Below are 20671 nucleotides of genomic sequence, written 5' to 3' on the forward strand. Positions count from 1 at the left end.
GGACAGGCTTCTCGAAGCGCTCCGTGAGTCGGTGAAGGAGACCGAGCGACTCCGCCGCCGCAATGCCGAACTGACCACACCGGAGCCGATCGCGGTGGTCGGGATGGCATGCCGCTTTCCCGGCGGGGTGACCTCGCCCGAGGATCTCTGGCGGCTGCTCAGCGACGGAGCGGACGCGATCTCCGAGTTTCCCGACGACCGCGGCTGGTCGCTGGACACCCCCGACGACACGGACTCCGACCGCCGCGGCACCAGTTACACCCGGCACGGCGGTTTCCTTTACGACGCTGCGGAGTTCGACGCGGGGTTCTTCGGTATCTCGCCGCGTGAGGCGTTGGGGATGGATCCGCAGCAGCGGTTGTTGCTGGAGACGGCGTGGGAGGCGTTGGAGCGGTCCGGGATCGACCCGAACACGCTGAAGGGCAGTAAGACCGGTGTGTTCGTGGGCGGGGCAGTCTCCGGGTACGACACTGTCGGGGACGTCTCGGGCGACGCCGAGGGCTACACGTTGATCGGCGGCGCGAGCAGCGTGCTGTCGGGGCGGATCGCGTACACGTTGGACTTGGAGGGGCCCGCGGTGACGGTGGACACGGCGTGTTCGTCGTCGCTGGTGGCGCTGCATCTGGCGGCCCAGGCGCTGCGGTCCGGCGAGTGCACGATGGCGCTGGCCGGTGGTGTGGCGGTGATGGCCACGGCGGGGATCTTTGGCGGGTTCGCCACGTATGGCGGGTTGGCGGGGGACGGCCGCTGCAAGGCGTTCGCCGCGTCGGCCGACGGTACTGGGTGGGGTGAGGGTGCCGGGTTGTTGGTGGTGGAGCGGTTGTCTGATGCCCGGCGTAATGGTCATCGGGTGTTGGCGGTGGTGCGGGGTTCGGCGGTGAATCAGGACGGTGCGTCGAACGGGTTGACCGCGCCGAACGGTCCGGCGCAGCAGCGGGTGATCTTGCAGGCGTTGGCCAGTGCTGGTGTGACCGCCGCTGAGGTGGATGTGGTGGAGGCGCATGGCACGGGTACTCGGTTGGGTGACCCGATCGAGGCCCAGGCCTTGTTGGCGACTTATGGGCAGGACCGGCCTGCGGATCGTCCGCTGTGGCTGGGATCGGTCAAGTCCAACATCGGTCACACGCTGGCGGCTGCTGGTGTCGCGGGTGTGATGAAGATGGTGTTGGCGATGCAGCGGGGTGTGTTGCCGCGGACGTTGCATGTGGATGAGCCGACGCCTGAGGTGGACTGGTCGGCGGGTGCGGTGGAGTTGCTGACGGAGCAGCGTCCGTGGCCGGTGGTGGATCGGCCCTGGCGGGCGGGGGTGTCTTCGTTCGGGGTCAGCGGCACCAATGCTCACGTGATTTTGGAGCAGGCTCCGGAGTCAACGCCGGTCTCCGACGCGGATGTTGTTGCTCCGGTGGTGTCGTCGTCGGTGGTGCCGTGGGTGGTGTCGGGGCGGTCGGACTCGGCGTTGCGGGAGCAGGCGCGGCGGCTGGCGGCGTATGTGGAGTCGGATGCGGGGCTGGACCCGGTGGACGTGGGTGCGGCACTCGTGTCCACTCGGGCGAGTCTGGAGCATCGGGCGGTGGTGCTGGGCGCCGACCGCGATGAGTTGATCGCCAGGTTGGCCGGGTTGGCGTCCGGTGAGCCTGGTGGGGGTGTGGTGTCCGGGGTGGCTGGTCGGGGTGTGGTTGGTGGGCGTGGTGTGGTGTTTGTGTTCCCTGGTCAGGGTTCGCAGTGGGTCGGTATGGCGCGGGAACTGCTGGTGTCTTCACCCGTCTTCGCGGAGCGGATGGCGGAGTGCGCTCGGGCGCTCGCTCCGTTCGTGGAGTGGGATCTGTTGGAGGTGTTGGGGGATGAGGGGGCGTTGGGGCGGGTTGATGTGGTGCAGCCGGTGTTGTGGGCGGTGATGGTGTCGCTGGCGCACGTGTGGCGGTCGCTCGGGGTGGTGCCGGCTGCGGTGGTGGGGCACTCGCAGGGGGAGATCGCGGCGGCGTGTGTGGCGGGTGGGCTGTCGCTGGATGATGCCGCGAGGATCGTCGCGGTGCGGAGCCGGATGATCGCGGGGTCGTTGGCGGGTCGGGGCGGGATGGTGTCGGTGGGGCTGCCGCTGGCTGAGGTGGAGTCGTTGGTGGCCCGGTGGGAGGGGCGGTTGTCGGTCGCGGCGGTCAACGGGCCGTCGTCGGTGGTGGTGTCCGGGGACGCCGGGGCGGTGGCCGAACTGGTCGTGGCGGGGGAGGCGGAGGGTTTCCGGGCTCGCCGGGTCGAGGTGGACTACGCGTCGCATTCCCCGCACGTGGAGCAGATCGAGGCGGAGCTGGTCGAGGCACTGGCCGGGATCACTCCGACCGAGGGCACGGTCGCGTTCTACTCCACCGTGACCGGTGAGCTGACGGACACCCGTGAGCTGGATGCGGAGTACTGGTACCGCAATCTGCGGGAGACGGTGCGGCTGGCCGACACCACCCGGGCACTGGCCGAGGCCGGCCACGGGACGTTCGTCGAGGTCAGCCCTCATCCGGTGCTGACTCCCAGTCTGGAAGAGACCCTGTTCGAGTCCCACCCGGCGGCGGTCGTGACCGGGACGTTGCGTCGGGAGGGGAACGAGTCCGAGCAACTGTTGACCGCTGTGGCCCGGTTGCATGTGCGTGGCGTGCCGGTGGACTGGTCCGCGATCGTGGGCCGGGGTTCGGTGGTCGATCTGCCGACGTACGCCTTCCAGCGTGAGCGGTATTGGCCGGAGCCGGTGGCGGGGTCTGAGTCAGCGGGTGGGGTGGATGACGAGTTGTGGTCGGTGGTGGTGGGGGCGGATGCAGGGGCGTTGTCGGCCGAACTGGGGGTCGATGAGCGGGCTTTGGGTGAGGTGGTGCCGGCGTTGGCGGCGTGGCGTGAGCGTCGTCGGGCTGGGTCGGTGGTGGAGGGGTGGCGGTTTGCGGAGAGTTGGAAGCTGTTGCCCGGGGTGTCTGGGGCTGTGCTGCCGGGGAGTTGGCTGGTCGTGGTGCCCGCCGGGTCTGCGCAGGACACCTGGGTTGCTTCGGTGGTGGGGGCGTTGGGTGATGGGGTGGTGCGGTTGGAGGTGGACGATGACGTCGATCGTGCTGTGCTGGCGGGTCTGCCTGAGCTGACGGGTGTGGTGTCGCTGCTGGGTCTGGTCGAGGGGGCGTGTGCGGAGTTCGCGGCCACGCCGGTGGGTCTGGCGGGGACGGTGGGGTTGGTGCAGGCGTTGGGTGATTGCGGGATCGGTGCGCGGGTGTGGTGTGTGACGCGGGGTGCGGTGTCGGTGGGGTCGGGGGATCTGTTGGTGAGTCCGGTGCAGTCGGCGTTGTGGGGGTTGGGGCGGTCTGTGGCGTTGGATCTGCCGGCTCGTTGGGGTGGGCTGGTCGATCTGCCTGTCGCGGTCGATGAGCGGGTGGGTGGGTTGCTGCGGCGGGTCCTGACGGGTGATGAGGATCAGGTCGCGGTGCGGGAGTCGGGTGTGTACGGGCGTCGTCTCGTTCCGGCAGGGGGCAGTGGGGCAGGTGCTGAGGCACGGCTACGGGGTTCGGTGCTGATCACGGGTGGGACGGGAGGTCTGGGCGGGCATGTGGCGCGGTGGGCCGTGGCGCGTGGTGCGGAGCATGTCGTACTCGTCAGCCGCCGGGGTGAGCAGGCTGAGGGTGTGGCGGGTCTGTGTGAGGAGTTGGTGGGGCTGGGTGCGCGGGTGACGGTGGAGGCGTGTGATGTCGCTGACCGGGAGGCGCTGGCGGGGGTGCTGGGGCGGGTGCCGGGGGACTGCCCTTTGACGGCGGTGGTGCATGCGGCGGGGATCGGTGACGGGTATGTGCCGGTGGGGGAGTTGGAGCCGGGGCGGTTGGATGGGGTGTTGCGGGCGAAGATGGTGTCGGCGTGGCATCTGCATGAGTTGACTGCTGGGTTGGACCTGGCGGCGTTCGTGTTGTTCTCGTCGGGTGCGGCGAGTTGGGGTGCTGGGGGGCAGGCGGCGTATGCGGCGGCGAATGCTTTCCTGGACGGGTTGGCGGGTTACCGGCATGGTGCGGGGCTTGCTGCGACGTCGGTGGCGTGGGGGTTGTGGGCTGGGCCGGGGATGGGTGCGGCGGGTGCCGAGTTCGTGGAGGGGTATCGGCGGCGTGGTGTGCTGGCGATGGAGCCGGAGTTGGCGATGGCGGCTCTGGAGGGGGCGGTGTGCGACGGTTCGGTGACTCTCACGGTGACGAACACGGACTGGGAGACGTTCGCGTCGAGTTTCACGGTCGAGCGGCCGAGTGCGCTGCTGTCGGGTATTCCGGAGGCGCGTAAGGCGCTGGCCGGGCCGGGTGGACGGCCGGGTGGTGAGTCGGTGTTGCGGCGCAGGCTGGCGGGGTTGGGGGAGAGGGAACGTGCGCGGGCGCTGCTGGATCTGGTGCGGCGGGAAGCTGCGGTCACTCTTGGTTTCGACAATGCTGATGCTCTGCCGCAGGGGCGGGCTTTCCGTGATGTCGGTTTTGATTCGCTGACGGCGGTGGAGCTGCGGAACAAGCTCGCCTCGGCCACGGGGCTTGTGCTGCCTGCGAGCCTGGTCTTCGACTACCCGACCCCCGTCGCGTTGGCCGACCATCTGGGTGCGGAGTTGCTGGGCACGGTCGAGGCCGCGCCGGTGGCTTCCGTTGTGGTGAGGGCTGAGCCGGATGAGCCGATCGCGATTGTGGGGATGGGGTGCCGGTTCCCGGGTGGGGTGTCGTCGCCGGAGCAGTTGTGGGATGTGGTGGTGTCGTCGGCTGATGTGGTGGGTGAGTTCCCTGGTGATCGGGGCTGGGATCTGACCGGCGCTGATTTTGCCCGGGTGGGTGGGTTTGTCGAGGATGTGGCGGGGTTCGATGCGGGGTTTTTCGGGATTTCGCCGCGTGAGGCGTTGGCGATGGATCCGCAGCAGCGGTTGTTGCTGGAGACGGCGTGGGAGGCGTTGGAGCGGTCCGGGATCGACCCGAACGCGCTGAAGGGCAGCAGGACCGGGGTGTTCGTGGGCGGGACTGTTTCGGGGTACGAGGCTGTCGGGGGTGCCTCGGGCGACTCCGAGGGGTACATGCTGACGGGCGGCGCGGGCAGCGTGTTGTCGGGGCGGATCGCGTACACGTTGGGGTTGGAAGGGCCCGCGGTGACGGTGGACACGGCGTGTTCGTCGTCGCTGGTGGCGTTGCATCTCGCGGTCCAGGCGTTGCGGTCCGGTGAGTGTTCGATGGCGCTGGCCGGTGGTGTGACGGTGATGGCCACACCACGGGGCTTTGCCGAGTTCGCGATTCAGGGCGGGTTGGCGGGGGATGGTCGCTGCAAGCCCTTTGCCGCGTCGGCTGACGGCACTGGGTGGGGTGAGGGTGCCGGGTTGTTGGTGATGGAGCGGTTGTCTGATGCCCGGCGTAATGGGCATCGGGTGTTGGCGGTGGTGCGGGGTTCGGCGGTGAATCAGGATGGTGCGTCGAACGGGTTGTCGGCGCCGAGTGGTCCGTCGCAGCAGCGGGTGATCCGTCAGGCGTTGGCCAGTGCTGGTGTGACCGCCGCTGAGGTGGATGTGGTGGAGGCGCACGGCACGGGTACTCGGTTGGGTGACCCGATCGAGGCCCAGGCGCTGCTGGCCACCTACGGGCAGGAGCGGCCGACGGATCGCCCGCTGTGGCTGGGGTCGGTCAAATCCAACATCGGTCACACACAGGCGGCCTCCGGTGTTGCTGGTGTGATGAAGATGGTGCTGGCGATGCAGCGGGGTGTGTTGCCGCGGACGTTGCATGTGGATGCGCCGAGCCCTGAGGTGGACTGGTCGTCTGGTGCGGTGGAGTTGTTGACGGAGCAGCGGTCGTGGCCGGTGGTGGATCGGCCGTGGCGGGCGGGGGTGTCCTCGTTCGGAGTCAGTGGCACCAACGCCCATGTGATTTTGGAGCAGGCTCCTGAGGTTGAACCGGCCCCTGGTACGGATGTTGTTGTTCCCGTGGTGGTGCCGTGGGTGTTGTCGGCGAGGTCGGAGTTGGCGTTGCGGGGGCAGGCGCGGCGGCTTGCGGCGCATGTGGAGGCGGATCCGGGTCTGGACCCGGTCGATGTGGGTGCGGCGTTGGTGTCGACTCGGGCGAGTTTGGGGCACCGTGCGGTGGTCCTGGGTGCGGGTCGGGACGAGTTGATGGCGGGGCTGGCCGGGTTGGCTGTGGGGGAGCGGGGTGTCGGTGTGGTGACCGGGGTGGCTGGTGTGGGTGGCCGGACGGCGTTCTTGTTCACGGGTCAGGGTGCGCAGCGTGTGGGGATGGGGCGGGAGCTGGCGGGGGAGTTTCCGGTGTTCGCGGAGGTGTTCGGGGAGGTGTGTGCGGGGTTTGAGGGTTTGTTGCCGGGGTCGTTGGAGGAGGTTGTCTTCGGTGGGGATGAGGGGCGGTTGAGGGAGACGGGGTGGGCGCAGCCGGCGTTGTTCGCTTTTGAGGTGGCGGTGTTCCGGTTGTTGGGTTCGTGGGGTGTGGTACCGGATTTTGTGGTGGGGCATTCGGTGGGGGAGTTGGCGGCGGCGTATGTGGCGGGTGTGTGGTCGTTGTCGGATGCGTGTCGGGTGGTGGCGGCGCGGGCGGGGTTGATGCAGGCGTTGCCTGCTGAGGGGGTCATGGTGGCGGTGGAGGCGAGCGAGGCGGAGATCGTCTCGGTGGCGGGTGAGGTTGCGGGGTGGGGTGAGCTGGCTGGTGTCGCGGCGGTCAACGCCGCCCGTTCGGTGGTGGTGTCGGGTGATGCCGGGGTGGTGGGCGCGATGGGTGAGCTGTGGCGCGCTCAGGGCAGGAAGGTGCGGCGTCTGCGGGTCAGTCACGCGTTCCATTCGCCCTTGATGGACCCGATGCTTGCGCCGTTTGCCGAGGTGCTGGGGCAGGTGGAGTTCAAGGAGCCGTCGGTGGGGATGACGGTTCCGGCTGCTGAGGTGTGCAGTGCGGGGTATTGGGTGCGGCAGGTGCGTGAGCCGGTGCGGTTCGCGGACATGTTGGGGGAGTTGGGTGTTGGGGGTGTGACGCGTTTCGTTGAGGTGGGTCCGGACGGTGTGCTGAGCGGGTTGGGGTCGGGTGCGGTGGACGGGTTGTTCGTCGCGGTCCAGCGTCGGGACCGGCCTGAGGTCCATACGGTCATGGCCGCACTGTCCACGTTGCACACCCACGGCGTCCCGGTGGACTGGTCCGCGATCGTGGGCCGGGGTTCGGGTCCGGCGATCGAGTTGCCGACGTATGCGTTCCAGCGTGAGCGGTATTGGCCGGAGCCGGTGGCGGGGTCTGAGTCAGTGGGTGGGGTGGATGACGAGTTGTGGTCGGTGGTGCGGGGGGCGGATGCAGGGGCGTTGTCGGTCGAACTGGGGGTCGATGAGCGGGCTGTGGCCGAGGTGGTTCCGGCGTTGGTGGCGTGGCGTGAACGTCGGCGGGCTGGGTCGGTGGTGGAGGGGTGGCGGTTTGCGGAGAGTTGGAAGCTGTTGCCCGGGGTGTCTGGGGCTGTGCTGCCGGGGAGTTGGCTGGTCGTGGTGCCCGCCGGGTCTGCGCAGGACACCTGGGTTGCTTCGGTGGTGGGGGCGTTGGGTGATGGGGTGGTGCGGTTGGAGGTGGACGGTGACGTCGATCGTGCTGTGCTGGCGGGTCTGCCTGAGCTGACGGGTGTGGTGTCGCTGCTGGGTCTGGTCGAGGAGGCGTGTGCGGAGTTCGCGGCCACGCCGGTGGGTCTGGCCGGGACGGTGGGGCTGGTCCAGGCGTTGGGGGACTGTGGGATTGCTGCGCCGGTGTGGTGTGTGACGCGGGGTGCGGTGTCGGTGGGGTCGGCTGATCGGGTTGTCAGTCCGGTGCAGTCGGCGTTGTGGGGTTTGGGGCGGTCTGTGGCGTTGGATCTGCCGGGTCGGTGGGGTGGGCTGGTGGATCTGCCGGTGGTGTTCGACGAACGGGTGGGTGGGTTGTTGCGGCGGGTCCTGACGGGTGATGAGGATCAGATCGCGGTGCGGGGGTCGGGTGTGTACGGGCGTCGTCTGGTCCGGGCCGGGGGTGCGGAGGCGGGTGCTGGGGTGCGGCTGAGTGGCTCGGTGCTGATTACGGGTGGGACGGGGGGTCTGGGTGGTCATGTGGCGCGGTGGGTGGTGGCGCGTGGTGCTGAGCATGTGGTGTTGGTGAGCCGCCGGGGTCTGGAGGCTCCGGGTGCGTCGGGTCTGCGTGAGGAGCTCATAGCGCTGGGTGTGCGGGTGACGGTGGAGGCGTGTGATGTCGCGGACCGTGAGGCGTTGGCGGCCGTACTCGGTGCGATCCCCGGTGAGTTTCCGTTGACGGCGGTGGTGCATGCGGCGGGGATCGGTGATGGGCATGTGCCGGTGGAGCAGTTGGAGGCCGGGCGGTTGGATGGGGTGCTGCGGGCAAAGATGGTGTCTGCGTGGCATCTGCACGAGCTGACTGCTGGGTTGGAGCTCCAGGCGTTTGTGCTGTTTTCTTCGGGTGCGGCGAGTTGGGGTGCTGGGGGGCAGGCGGCGTATGCGGCGGCGAATGCTTTCCTGGACGGGCTGGCGGGGTATCGGCGTGGTGCGGGGCTTGCTGCGACGTCGGTGGCGTGGGGGTTGTGGGCGGGTCCGGGGATGGGTGCGGCGGGTGCCGAGTTCGTGGAGGGGTATCGGCGGCGTGGTGTGCTGCCGATGGAGCCGGAGCTGGCGATGGCGGCTCTGGAACGGGCGGTGTGCGACGGTTCGGTGACTCTCACGGTGACGAACACGGACTGGGAGCGGTTCGCGCCGAGTTTTACCGTGGAGCGCCCGAGTGCGCTGCTGTCGGGTATTCCGGAGGCGCGCAAGGCGCTGGCCGGGCCGGGTGGACGGCCGGGTGGTGAGTCGGCGTTGCGGCGCAGGCTGGCCGGGCTGGGGGAGAGGGAACGCGCGCGGGCGTTGCTGGACCTGGTGCGGCGGGAAGCGGCGGTCACTCTCGGTTTCGACAACGCTGATGCCCTGCCGCAGGGGCGGGCTTTCCGTGATGTCGGTTTTGATTCGCTGACGGCGGTGGAGCTGCGGAACAAGCTCGCCTCGGCCACGGGGCTTGTGCTGCCTGCGAGTCTCGTCTTCGACTACCCGACCCCCGTCGCGCTGGCTGAGCATCTGGGTTCGGAGCTGCTGGGCACGGTCGAGGCCGTGTCGGCGATGCCGGTGACCACGGTGGCGGTGGACGAGCCGATCGCCATCGTCGGCATGGGCTGCCGCTTCCCCGGCGGAGTAGAGAGCCCTGAACAGTTGTGGGCTTTGCTCGCGGGTGGTGTTGACGCGATCTCGGCGTTCCCGACGCAGCGGGGCTGGGATCTGGTCGGTGACGGTTTTGCCCGGGTGGGTGGGTTCGTCGAGGATGTGGCGGGGTTCGACGCGGGGTTCTTCGGGATTTCGCCGCGTGAGGCGTTGGGGATGGATCCGCAGCAGCGGTTGTTGCTGGAGACGGCGTGGGAGGCGCTGGAGCGGTCCGGGATCGACCCGAACCTGCTGAAGGGCAGCAGGACCGGGGTGTTCGTAGGCGGGACAGGTTCGGGATACGACACTGTCGGGGGTGCCTCGGGCGACGCCGAGGGCTACATGCTGACCGGCGGCGCGGGCAGCGTGTTGTCGGGGCGGATCGCGTACACGTTGGGCTTGGAGGGGCCGGCGGTGACGGTGGACACGGCGTGTTCGTCGTCGTTGGTGGCGTTGCACTGGGCCGCGCAGGCGTTGCGGTCGGGGGAGTGTGATCTGGCGCTGGCCGGTGGTGTGGCAGTGATGGCCACTCCGGGGATCTTTGCCGAGTTCGCTGTTCAGGGTGGGTTGGCGGGGGATGGTCGCTGCAAGGCGTTCGCCGCGGCGGCTGACGGCACTGGGTGGGGTGAGGGTGCTGGGTTGTTGGTGGTGGAGCGGTTGTCTGATGCCCGGCGTAATGGTCATCGGGTGTTGGCGGTGGTGCGGGGTTCGGCGGTGAATCAGGATGGCGCCTCGAACGGGTTGTCGGCGCCGAACGGTCCCTCCCAGCAGCGGGTGATCCGTCAGGCGTTGGCCAGCGCCGGTGTGACCGCCGCCGAGGTGGACGTAGTGGAGGCCCACGGCACCGGTACTCGGTTGGGTGACCCGATCGAGGCCCAGGCCCTGCTGGCGACCTACGGACAGGACCGGCCGACGGACCGTCCACTGTGGCTGGGATCGGTCAAATCCAACATCGGTCACACACTGGCCGCCGCCGGTGTCGCCGGTGTGATCAAGATGGTGCTGGCGATGCAACACGGCCAACTGCCCCCCACCCTGCATGTGGATGAGCCGACGCCTGAGGTGGACTGGTCGGCGGGTGCAGTGGAGTTGCTGACGGAGCAGCGTCCGTGGCCGGTGGTCGACCGACCGTGGCGGGCAGGTGTGTCCTCGTTCGGGATCAGCGGCACCAACGCCCACGTCATCCTCGAACAGGTCCCTGAGCTCGAACCGGTCTCCCGTGTGGAGGTGGAGCCGGTGGTGGTGCCGTGGGTGCTGTCGGCGAGGTCGGAGTTGGCGTTGAGGGGGCAGGCGCAGCGGCTGGCGGCACACGTGGAAGCTGATCCGGAACTGGACCCGGTCGACGTAGGCGCGGCATTGGTGTCCACCCGGGCCGGACTGGAGCATCGGGCGGTGGTCCTGGGCGCGGGCCGTGATGAGTTGATCGCGGGGTTGGCCGGGCTTGCGGCTGGGGAGCCGGGTGCTGGGGTGGTGACCGGCGGGGTCGGTCAGAGTGCGGCTGGCGAGCAGGGCGTGGTGTTCGTGTTTCCTGGTCAGGGTTCGCAGTGGGTGGGTATGGCGCGGGGACTGCTGACGGCTTCGCCGGTGTTCGCGGAGCGGATGGGGGAGTGTGCTCGGGCGTTGGCGCCGTTCGTGGAGTGGGATTTGTTGGAGGTGTTGGAGGTGTTGGGGGATGAGGGGGCGTTGGGGCGGGTTGATGTGGTGCAGCCGGTGTTGTGGGCGGTGATGGTGTCGCTGGCTCAGGTGTGGCGGTCGTTCGGGGTGACACCGGCTGCGGTGATGGGGCACTCGCAGGGCGAGATTGCTGCGGCCTGCGTGGCGGGCGGACTGTCGCTGGCCGACGCCGCCAGGATCAGCGCCGTGCGCAGCCGGATGATCGCCGGGTCCCTGGCCGGGCGGGGCGGGATGGTGTCGGTGGGGTTGCCCCGGGCCGAGGCGGAGTCGTTGATCGTCCGGTGGGAGGGGCGGTTGTCGGTTGCTGCGGTGAACGGGCCGTCGTCGGTGGTGGTGTCGGGCGACCCCGAGGCGCTGGCCGAACTGGTCGTGGCGGGCGGGGCGGAGGACTTCCGGGCTCGCCGGGTCGAGGTGGACTACGCGTCGCATTCCGCGCACGTGGAGGAGATCGAGGCGGAGCTGGTCGAGGCTCTGGCGGACATCGCGCCGGTGGAAGGGAGTGTCGCGTTCTACTCCACGGTGACGGGTGAGCTGACCGACACCCGTGACCTGGACGCGGGCTACTGGTACCGCAATCTGCGGGAGACGGTGCGGCTGGCGGATACGACCCGGGTGCTGGCTGCGGCCGGTCATGGGGTGTTCGTAGAGGTCAGCCCGCACCCGGTGCTGACTCCCAGCCTGGAGGAGACGCTGTTCGAGTCTCATCCGTCGGCGGTTGTGACGGGGACGTTGCGTCGGGGTGAGGGCGAATCAGAGCAACTGCTGGCTGCTGTGGCCCGGTTGCACACTCGTGGTGTCCGGGTGGACTGGTCCGCGGTGGTGGGCCGGGGTTCGGTGGTGGAGCTGCCGACGTATGCGTTCCAGCGTGAGCGGTACTGGCCGCGTCCCCGGGTTGTGGCCGGCGATGTGCGGGGTGCCGGGTTGGTGTCGGTGGGTCATCCGTTGCTGGGTGCGGCGGTGGAGTTGGCTGGTGGTGAGGGTGTGGTGTTCACCAGCCGCCTGTCTTTGGCTTCGCATGACTGGCTGGCCGACCACACGGCACGGGGTGTGGTGTTGCTGGCCGGCACCGCGTTCGTGGAACTGGTAGTGCGGGCTGGTGATGAGGTGGGGTGTGGTGTTCTGGAGGATCTGGCGTTGGAGCGGCCGTTGGTGCTGTCCGAGCGCGGGGCTGTGCAGGTGCAGGTGGTGGTCGGGGCACTGGTGGAGTCGGGTCGTCGTGCGGTGAGTGTGTACTCCCGGCGGGAGGAGGAGGTGGGCTGGACACGGCACGCCAGCGGAACGCTGACTTCCGAGGCAGCGGCGGTGGGTGCGGAGTTGACGGCATGGCCGCCTGCGGGAGCGGAACCGGTACCGGTGGGTGACCTTTACGACGGCCTGGCCGAGGCCGGTTACGGATACGGGCCGGCCTTCCAGGGACTGCGGGCGGCGTGGCGGCGGGGCGAGGAGGTCTTCGCTGAAGTGCGGCTGCCGGACGAGGCGGCTGAGCGGGCGGGGGAGTTCGGTATCCACCCGGCGTTGTTCGACGCCGCCCTGCACGCTGCTGCGTTCCTGCCCGCAGGGGGCGAGGGCGGGCTCCCGTTCGCGTGGAGTGGTGTGTCCCTGCATGCGTCGGGCGCACGGTCACTGCGCGTACGGCTGTCGGTGGCCGGGGACGGTGGGCTCTGCCTGGATGCGGCTGATGACACCGGCGCCCCGGTGGTTTCGGTGGACTCGTTGGTGGTACGACCGGCGCCGCAGGGTCAGTTGAGTTCACCTGGGTCTGGCCAGGACAATCTGTTCAGCGTGGACTGGATCGTCAAGCCTGCGGTCCCGACCGGGACCGAGAGCTCGCCGCGGTGTGTGGTGGTGGGTGCGGGCGGTCAGGACCTGGCGAAGACGCTGGGAGTGGCCTGGTATCCGGAGCTGTCCGAGTGCCCTGAGACGGATCTGGTTCTCCTGCCTGCGGGCGCTGGTGCGGACGGCGGTGATGTGGTTGCGGCGGTGCGTTCTGAGGTGTGCCGGGTGCTGGAGTTGGTGCAGCAGTGGCTGGCTGATGAGCGGGGTGATGCGCGGTTGGTGGTGGTGACCCGGAATGCGGTGTCCACGGGGACGGGTGACCGGGTGGAGGACGTGGCCGGGGCCGGGGTGCAGGGGTTGGTGCGGTCGGCGCGGTCGGAGCATCCGGGCCGGTTCGGTCTGGTCGACGTGGACGGCAGTGCCGAATCCTGGCAGTGTCTGCCCGCTGTACTGAGCGGGACGGCCGATGACGAGGACGGGTTCGAGCTGGCGGTGCGGGCCGGGCAGGCGTACGCCCCCCGGCTGGCGCCGACGCGTACCCGTGAGGTGCTGACTGCGCCGGAGGGTGTGGAGGCGTGGCGGCTGGGGATGGCGGGTCAGGGCAGTGTGGACGATCTGGTGATCGTGCCGTCTCCCGAGGCTGAGGTGCCGCTGGAAGCGGGGCAGGTGAGGATCGGGGTGCGTGCGGCGGGGCTGAACTTCCGCGATGTGCTGAATATGTATCCGGGTGAGATACCGGTGTTGGGTGCTGAGGTGGCGGGTGTGGTGCTGGAGACGGGTCCGGGTGTGACGGGGTTCGTTGCGGGGGATCGGGTGATGGGTATGGCGGTCGGTGGGTTCGGTCCGGTGGTGGTGGCGGATGCGCGGTTGGTGGTGCCTATTCCGTGGGGGTGGTCGTTCGCGCAGGCTGCGGGGGTGCCGGTGGTGTTTTTGACGGCGTGGTACGGGCTGCGGGAGACGGGGCGTTTGGCGGCGGGGCAGCGGGTGCTGGTGCATGCCGCGGCCGGCGGTGTGGGAATGGCCGCGGTCCAGCTGGCCCGGCTGTGGGGCGCGGAGGTCTTCGCGACCGCGAGTGAGGGCAAGCAGGACACGGTGTGCGGTCTGGGAGTGGCGCGGGATCACATCGCGTCGTCGAGGACCACGGAGTTCGCCGGCCGGTTCACGGAGATGGACGTGGTCCTCAACAGCCTGGCGGGCGAGTTCGTCGACGCGTCGCTGGGGGTTCTGCGGGAGGGTGGCCGGTTCGTCGAGCTGGGCAAGACCGACATCCGTGACACGGACGCGATAGCCACCACGCACCCCGAAGTGAGCTATCACGCGATCGACCTCGAGATCGACCTGGACGTGGTCGGGGGCATGCTCGCCGAGCTGGCGGAGCTGTTCGAGGCCGGCGTACTGTCCCCCCTGCCTACCCGGACATGGGACGTGCGGCAGAGCCGTGACGCCTTCCGCTACATGGCGCAGGCCCGGCACGTGGGCAAGATCGTGCTGACCGTGCCCCAGCAACTGGACCCCGAGGGCACGGTGTTGATCACCGGTGGCACCGGTGGTCTGGGCGGCCTGCTGGCACGGCACCTGGCCGACCGGCACGGCATACGGCACCTGACTCTCGTGTCACGCCAGGGGATCGCCGCGCCGGGGGCGCGGGAGCTGGCCGAGGAACTGACCGCACTGGGTGCCGAGGTGCGGGTGGTGGCGTGCGACGTTTCGGACCGGGACGCCGTCGCCGAACTGGTCGCCGGGGTCCCGCAGGAGCGTCCGCTCACCGCAGTGATCCATGCGGCGGCTGTGCTGGACGACGGAACGATCACGTCGTTGACCCCGGAACGCATCGACACCGTCATGCGTCCGAAGGCGGACGCTGCGTGGTACCTGCACGAGGCGACCGCCGGACTGGACCTGGCCGCATTCATCCTCTTCTCGTCTGTGGCGGGTGTGTTCGGTGGGGCTGGAGTGGCGGGGTACGCGGCGGCGAACTCCGTGCTGGACGCGATGGCTCAACAGTGTGCCGCCCGGGGCGAGCCCGTCGTGTCGCTGGCCTGGGGCTTGTGGGGCGATGCCAGCGGAATGATGGGGCGTCTGGGCCAGACCGATCTCGTCCGGTTCGGCCGGGCCGGGGTGCGCGCCCTGCCGGCGGCGGAGGGGCTGGCGCTGTTCGACCTGGCCTGCCGACGCCCGGAAGCGCACCTGGCTCCGGTCGGGCTCGAACTGTCACGGCACAACGGGTCCGAGCCGGTGCTGCCGCTGTTGCGGGGCCTGGTGAGTACCGGCGGGCGGGCCCGGCCGGTTGCCCGTGCGGGCGTCCAGGACGGCTCCGGTCTGGCCGGGCGGCTGGCCGGCCAGACCGCCGATGACCAGCAACGGCTGCTTCTCGATCTGGTGCGTGGCCACGTCGCCCCGGTTCTCGGGCATGCCTCTGCACAGGACATCGAGCCTGACAAGGCGTTCCGGGACATGGGCTTCGACTCGTTGACGACGGTGGAGCTGCGCAACCGGCTGGCGACGGCGACGGGGCTGCGGCTGCCAGCGACGTTGGCGTTCGACCATCCGACCGCCTCGCGGCTGGCCACCTACCTGCGGCAGCGGTTGACCGACACAGTCGAGGCCGTGTCGGTGATGCCGGTGACCACGGTGGCGGTGGACGAGCCGATCGCCATCGTCGGCATGGGCTGCCGCTTCCCCGGCGGAGTAGAGAGCCCCGAACAACTGTGGGACCTGCTCACCGGCGGCGTCGACGCCACCTCGGCGTTCCCGACACAACGCGGCTGGGACCTGGCCGGCGACGGTTTCGCCCAGATGGGTGGGTTCCTCCACGAGGCGGCGGGGTTCGATGCGGGGTTCTTCGGGATTTCGCCGCGTGAGGCGTTGGGGATGGATCCGCAGCAGCGGTTGTTGCTGGAGACGGCGTGGGAGGCGCTGGAGCGGTCCGGGATCGACCCGAACACGCTGAAGGGCAGCAGGACCGGCGTATTCATGGGCGGGACAGGTTCGGGATACGACACTGTCGGAGGCGCCTCGGGTGACGCCGAGGGCTACACGCTGACCGGCGGCGCGAGCAGCGTGTTGTCGGGCCGGATCGCGTATGTGCTGGGGTTGGAAGGGCCCGCGGTGACCGTGGACACGGCGTGTTCGTCGTCGCTGGTGGCGTTGCATCTCGCGGCCCAGGCGCTGCGGTCCGGCGAGTGTGATCTCGCATTGGCCGGTGGTGTGACGGTGATGGCCACACCAGGGGTCTTTGCCGGGTTCGCCATGCAGGGCGGGTTGGCGAGCGATGGCCGCTGCAAGGCGTTCTCCGTGACCGCTGATGGGGTCGGGCTCGCGGAAGGAGCCGGGTTGTTGGCGGTGGAGCGGTTGTCGGACGCCCGGCGCAACGGTCATCGGGTGTTGGCGGTGGTGCGGGGTTCGGCGATCAACCAGGACGGCGCGTCGAACGGGCTGACCGCACCGAACGGTCCGTCGCAGCAGCGGGTGATCCGGCAGGCGTTGGCCAGTGCTGGTCTGACCGCGGCCGAGGTGGACGTCGTGGAGGCGCACGGTACGGGTACTCGGCTGGGGGATCCGATCGAGGCCCAGGCGCTGCTGGAGACCTATGGGCAGGACCGGCCGGAGGGTCGCCCGCTGTGGCTGGGGTCGCTGAAGTCCAACATCGGTCACACACAGGCCGCCGCCGGTGTCGCCGGTGTGATCAAGATGGTGCTGGCGATGCAACACGGCCAACTGCCCCCCACCCTGCATGTGGATGAGCCGACGCCTGAGGTGGACTGGTCGGCGGGTGCGGTGGAGTTGCTGACGGAGCAACGGTCGTGGCCGGTGGTGGACCGGCCGTGGCGGGCAGGGGTGTCCTCGTTCGGGATCAGCGGCACCAACGCCCACGTCATCCTCGAACAGGCCCCTGAGCTTGAACCGGCCTCCCGTGTGGAGGTGGAGCCGGTGGTGGTGCCGTGGGTGTTGTCGGCGAGGTCGGAGTTGGCGTTGCGGGGGCAGGCGCGGCGGCTGGCGGCGCACGTGGAGGCGGATCCGGGTCTGGACCCGGTCGATGTGGGTGCGGCGTTGGTGTCGACTCGGGCGAGTTTGGGGCACCGTGCGGTGGTCCTGGGTGCGGGTCGGGACGAGTTGATGGCGGGGCTGGCCGGGTTGGCTGTGGGGGAGCCGGGTGCCGGGGTGGTGACCGGGGTGGCTGGTGCGGGTGGCCGGACGGCGTTCTTGTTCACGGGTCAGGGTGCGCAGCGTGTGGGGATGGGGCGGGAGCTGGCGGGGGAGTTCCCGGTGTTCGCGGAGGTGTTCGGGGAGGTGTGTGCGGGGTTTGAGGGTTTGTTGCCGGGGTCGTTGGAGGAGGTTGTCTTCGGTGGGGATGAGGGGCGGTTGAGGGAGACGGGGTGGGCGCAGCCGGCGTTGTTCGCTTTTGAGGTGGCGGTGTTCCGGTTGTTGGGTTCGTGGGGTGTGGTACCGGATTTTGTGGTGGGGCATTCGGTGGGGGAGTTGGCGGCGGCGTATGTGGCGGGTGTGTGGTCGTTGTCGGATGCGTGTCGGGTGGTGGCGGCGCGGGCGGGGTTGATGCAGGCGTTGCCTGCTGAGGGGGTCATGGTGGCGGTGGAGGCGAGCGAGGCGGAGATCGTCTCGGTGGCGGGTGAGGTTGCGGGGTGGGGTGAGCTGGCTGGTGTCGCGGCGGTCAACGCCGCCCGTTCGGTGGTGGTGTCGGGTGATGCCGGGGTGGTGGGCGCGATGGGTGAGCTGTGGCGCGCTCAGGGCAGGAAGGTGCGGCGTCTGCGGGTCAGTCACGCGTTCCATTCGCCCTTGATGGACCCGATGCTTGCGCCGTTTGCCGAGGTGCTGGGGCAGGTGGAGTTCAAGGAGCCGTCGGTGGGGATGACGGTTCCGGCTGCTGAGGTGTGCAGTGCGGGGTATTGGGTGCGGCAGGTGCGTGAGCCGGTGCGGTTCGCGGACATGTTGGGGGAGTTGGGTGTTGGGGGTGTGACGCGTTTCGTTGAGGTGGGTCCGGACGGTGTGCTGAGCGGGTTGGGGTCGGGTGCGGTGGACGGGTTGTTCGTCGCGGTCCAGCGTCGGGACCGGCCTGAGGTCCATACGGTCATGGCCGCTCTGTCCACGTTGCACACCCACGGCGTCCCGGTGGACTGGTCCGCGATAGTGGGCCGGGGTTCGGTGGTCGACCTGCCGACGTACGCCTTCCAGCGTGAGCGGTACTGGCCGCGCTCCCGGGCTGTGGCCGGAGATGCACGGGGTATGGGGTTGACGTCGGTGGGTCATCCGTTGCTGGGTGCGGCGGTGGAGTTGGCTGGTGGTGAGGGTGTGGTGTTCACCAGCCGCCTGTCTCTGGCCTCGCACGACTGGCTGGCCGACCACGCAGTGCGGGGTGTGGTGATCGTGCCGGGCACGGCGTTCGTGGAGTTGCTGGTGCGGGCTGGTGACGAGGTGGGGTGTGGTGTTCTGGAGGATCTGGCGTTGGAGCGGCCGTTGGTGTTGCCGGAGCGTGGGGCTGTGCAGGTGCAGGTGGTGGTCGAGGCACCGGCAGAGTCGGGTCGTCGTGCGGTGAGCGTGTACTCCCGGCCGGAGGAGGAGACGGACTGGATACGGCACGCCGGCGGAACGCTGACGGCGTCAGTAGTTCCCGCGCCGGTGTGGCAGGAAGCGGTGTGGCCGCCTGCGGGAGCGGAACCGGTACCGGTGGATGACCTTTACGACGGCCTGGCCGAGGCCGGTTACGGATACGGGCCTGCCTTCCAGGGACTGCGGGCGGTGTGGCGGCGGGGCGAGGAGGTCTTCGCCGAAGTGCGGCTGCCGGACGAGGCGGCTGAGCGGGCGGGGGAGTTCGGGATCCACCCGGCGCTGTTCGACGCCGCCTTGCATGCCGCCGTATTCCTGCCCGGTGATGTCGAGGGCGGGCTCCCGTTCGCGTGGGGCGGTGTGTCGCTGCACGCCTCGGGCGCACGGTCGCTGCGGGTACGGCTGTCGGTGATCGGGGACGGCGCGCTCTGCCTGGACGCGGTTGATGACACCGGCGCCCCGGTCCTGTCGGTGGACTCGCTGACACTGCGATCGGTGCGGGCGGAGTTGCTGGAGTCCGGGGCCGAACAGCGCTCGCTGTTCAGCGTGGACTGGATTCTCAAGCCTGCTGTCCCGGCTGAGAGTGGGGGTTCGTTGCGGCGGTGTGTGGTGGCGGGTGCCGGTGGCCAGGATCTGGCGGCGATGTTGGGGGTTGCCTGGCATTCGGAGTTGTCTGAGTGCCTGGAGGCGGATCTGGTTCTCCTGCCCGTGGGCGCTGGTGTGGACGGTGGTGATGTGGCTGCGGTGGTGCGTTCTGAGGTGTGCCGGGTGCTGGGGTTGGTGCAGCAGTGGGCGGCCGATGATGAGCGTGGTGGTGCGCGGTTGGTGGTGGTGACCAGGGGTGCGGTGTCCACGGGGACGGGTGACCGTGTGGAGGATGTGGCCGGGGCCGGGGTGCAGGGGTTGGTGCGGTCGGCGCGGTCGGAGCATCCGGGCCGGTTCGGTCTGGTCGATGTGGACGGCAGCGTCGAATCGTGGCAGTGCCTGCCCGCCGTACTGAGCGGGACAGCCGATGACGATTTCGAGCTGGCCGTGCGGGCCGGGCAGGCGTACATCCCCCGGTTGACGCCGACGAGCGTGGGTGAGGCGTCGGCCCCGTCAGTGGAGACACGACCGGTGGATCCTGAGGGCACGGTGCTGATCACGGGTGGGACCGGGACGTTGGGTGGGTTGGTGGCGCGGGATTGGGTGGAGCGTCACGGAGTACGGCATCTGCTGCTGGTGTCGCGGCAGGGGACGGCCGCGCCGGGCGCGCGGGAACTGGTCGGGGAACTGGCCGAACTGGGCGCCCAGGTAAGGGTGGTGGCGTGCGATGTGTCGGATCGGGCGGCGCTGACCGCTGTGCTTGACGCGATCCCGGATGAGCATCCGTTGACGGCGGTGGTGCATACGGCTGGTGTGGTGGACGACGGGATGGTGACGTCGTTGACGCCGGAGCGGGTCGATGCCGTGATGCGTCCGAAGGCGGACGCGGCGTGGTACCTGCACGAGGCGACCGCCGGGCTGGGCCTGGCCGCGTTCGTCCTGTTCTCGTCCACGTCGGGTGTGCTGGGTGCGGCTGGGCAGGCGGGGTACGCGGCGGCGAACTCCGTGCTGGACGCGATAGCCCAACAGCGTGCCGCTCGTGGCGAGGCAGCCGTGTCGGTGGCGTGGGGCATGTGGGCGCCGGCCAGCGCGTTGACCGGGCAACTGTCGCAAACCGACCGCCGCCGGATCAGTGCGACGGGAGTTGTGCCGCTGGCGGCGGAGGAAGGAATGGTGCTGCTGGACCGTGCCGTACGGTCGGGGCGGTCGTTCGTGGCGGGGATGCGCTGGGATCCGGCCGGTGTGCGTGCTGGTCAGCCGTTGTCGGGGCTGTTGCGCGGCCTGGTGCGGGGCCCGGTCCGCCGTAGGAGTCTCGCCACTGAGCGGGATGGCGAGACGGCGGGTGCGGCGTTGCGGCAGCGTCTGGCTGGTCTCTCGGCTGCCGATGCTCACGCCGTGTTGGCGCAGGTGGTCACCACGCACACGGCGACAGTTCTGGGACATGCCACCCCGGAGTCGATACAGGCCACTTCCGCGTTCCAGGAACTGGGCTTCGACTCGATGACCGCCGTCGACCTGCGTAACCGGCTCAACACGGTTACTGGTCTGCGGTTGCCGGCCACGCTGGTGTTCGACTACCCCACACCGGACACAGTGGCCGACCACCTTCGGTCGGAGCTGCGCCCCGACATCCTGGCGGCGGAGCCGTCCGAGGATACGGACGCCCGTCTCGGAGAGACCCTGGCGACCATCCCTGTCAGCCGCCTGCGGAAGGCGGGTCTCCTGGACCTGCTGCTGCGACTCGCTGGTGAGGACGGCGAGGTCGCGCAGACCGCCAAGTCCGGCGATGAGGTCTCGATCGACGAGTTGGACGGCGAGAGTCTGCTGCGCCTGGCCGCCGAGAACACCACGAACTAGCGACGATCGAAAGGCAAT

General features: G+C 69.5%; 1 protein-coding gene. It reads left to right on the forward strand.

Going from position 1 to position 20671, the window contains the following annotated elements; translation table 11 throughout:
- Positions 1-31: 31 nt before the first annotated feature.
- Positions 32-20653 carry a type I polyketide synthase gene (locus tag ACQCO7_RS36760; RefSeq protein ID WP_464077380.1) on the forward strand — a complete coding sequence of 6874 codons (20622 nt, stop codon included), beginning with the start codon at positions 32-34 and terminating at the stop codon, positions 20651-20653.
- Positions 20654-20671 lie beyond the last annotated feature (18 nt).

It is taken from the genome of Streptomyces saintjeani (assembly GCF_055409605.1).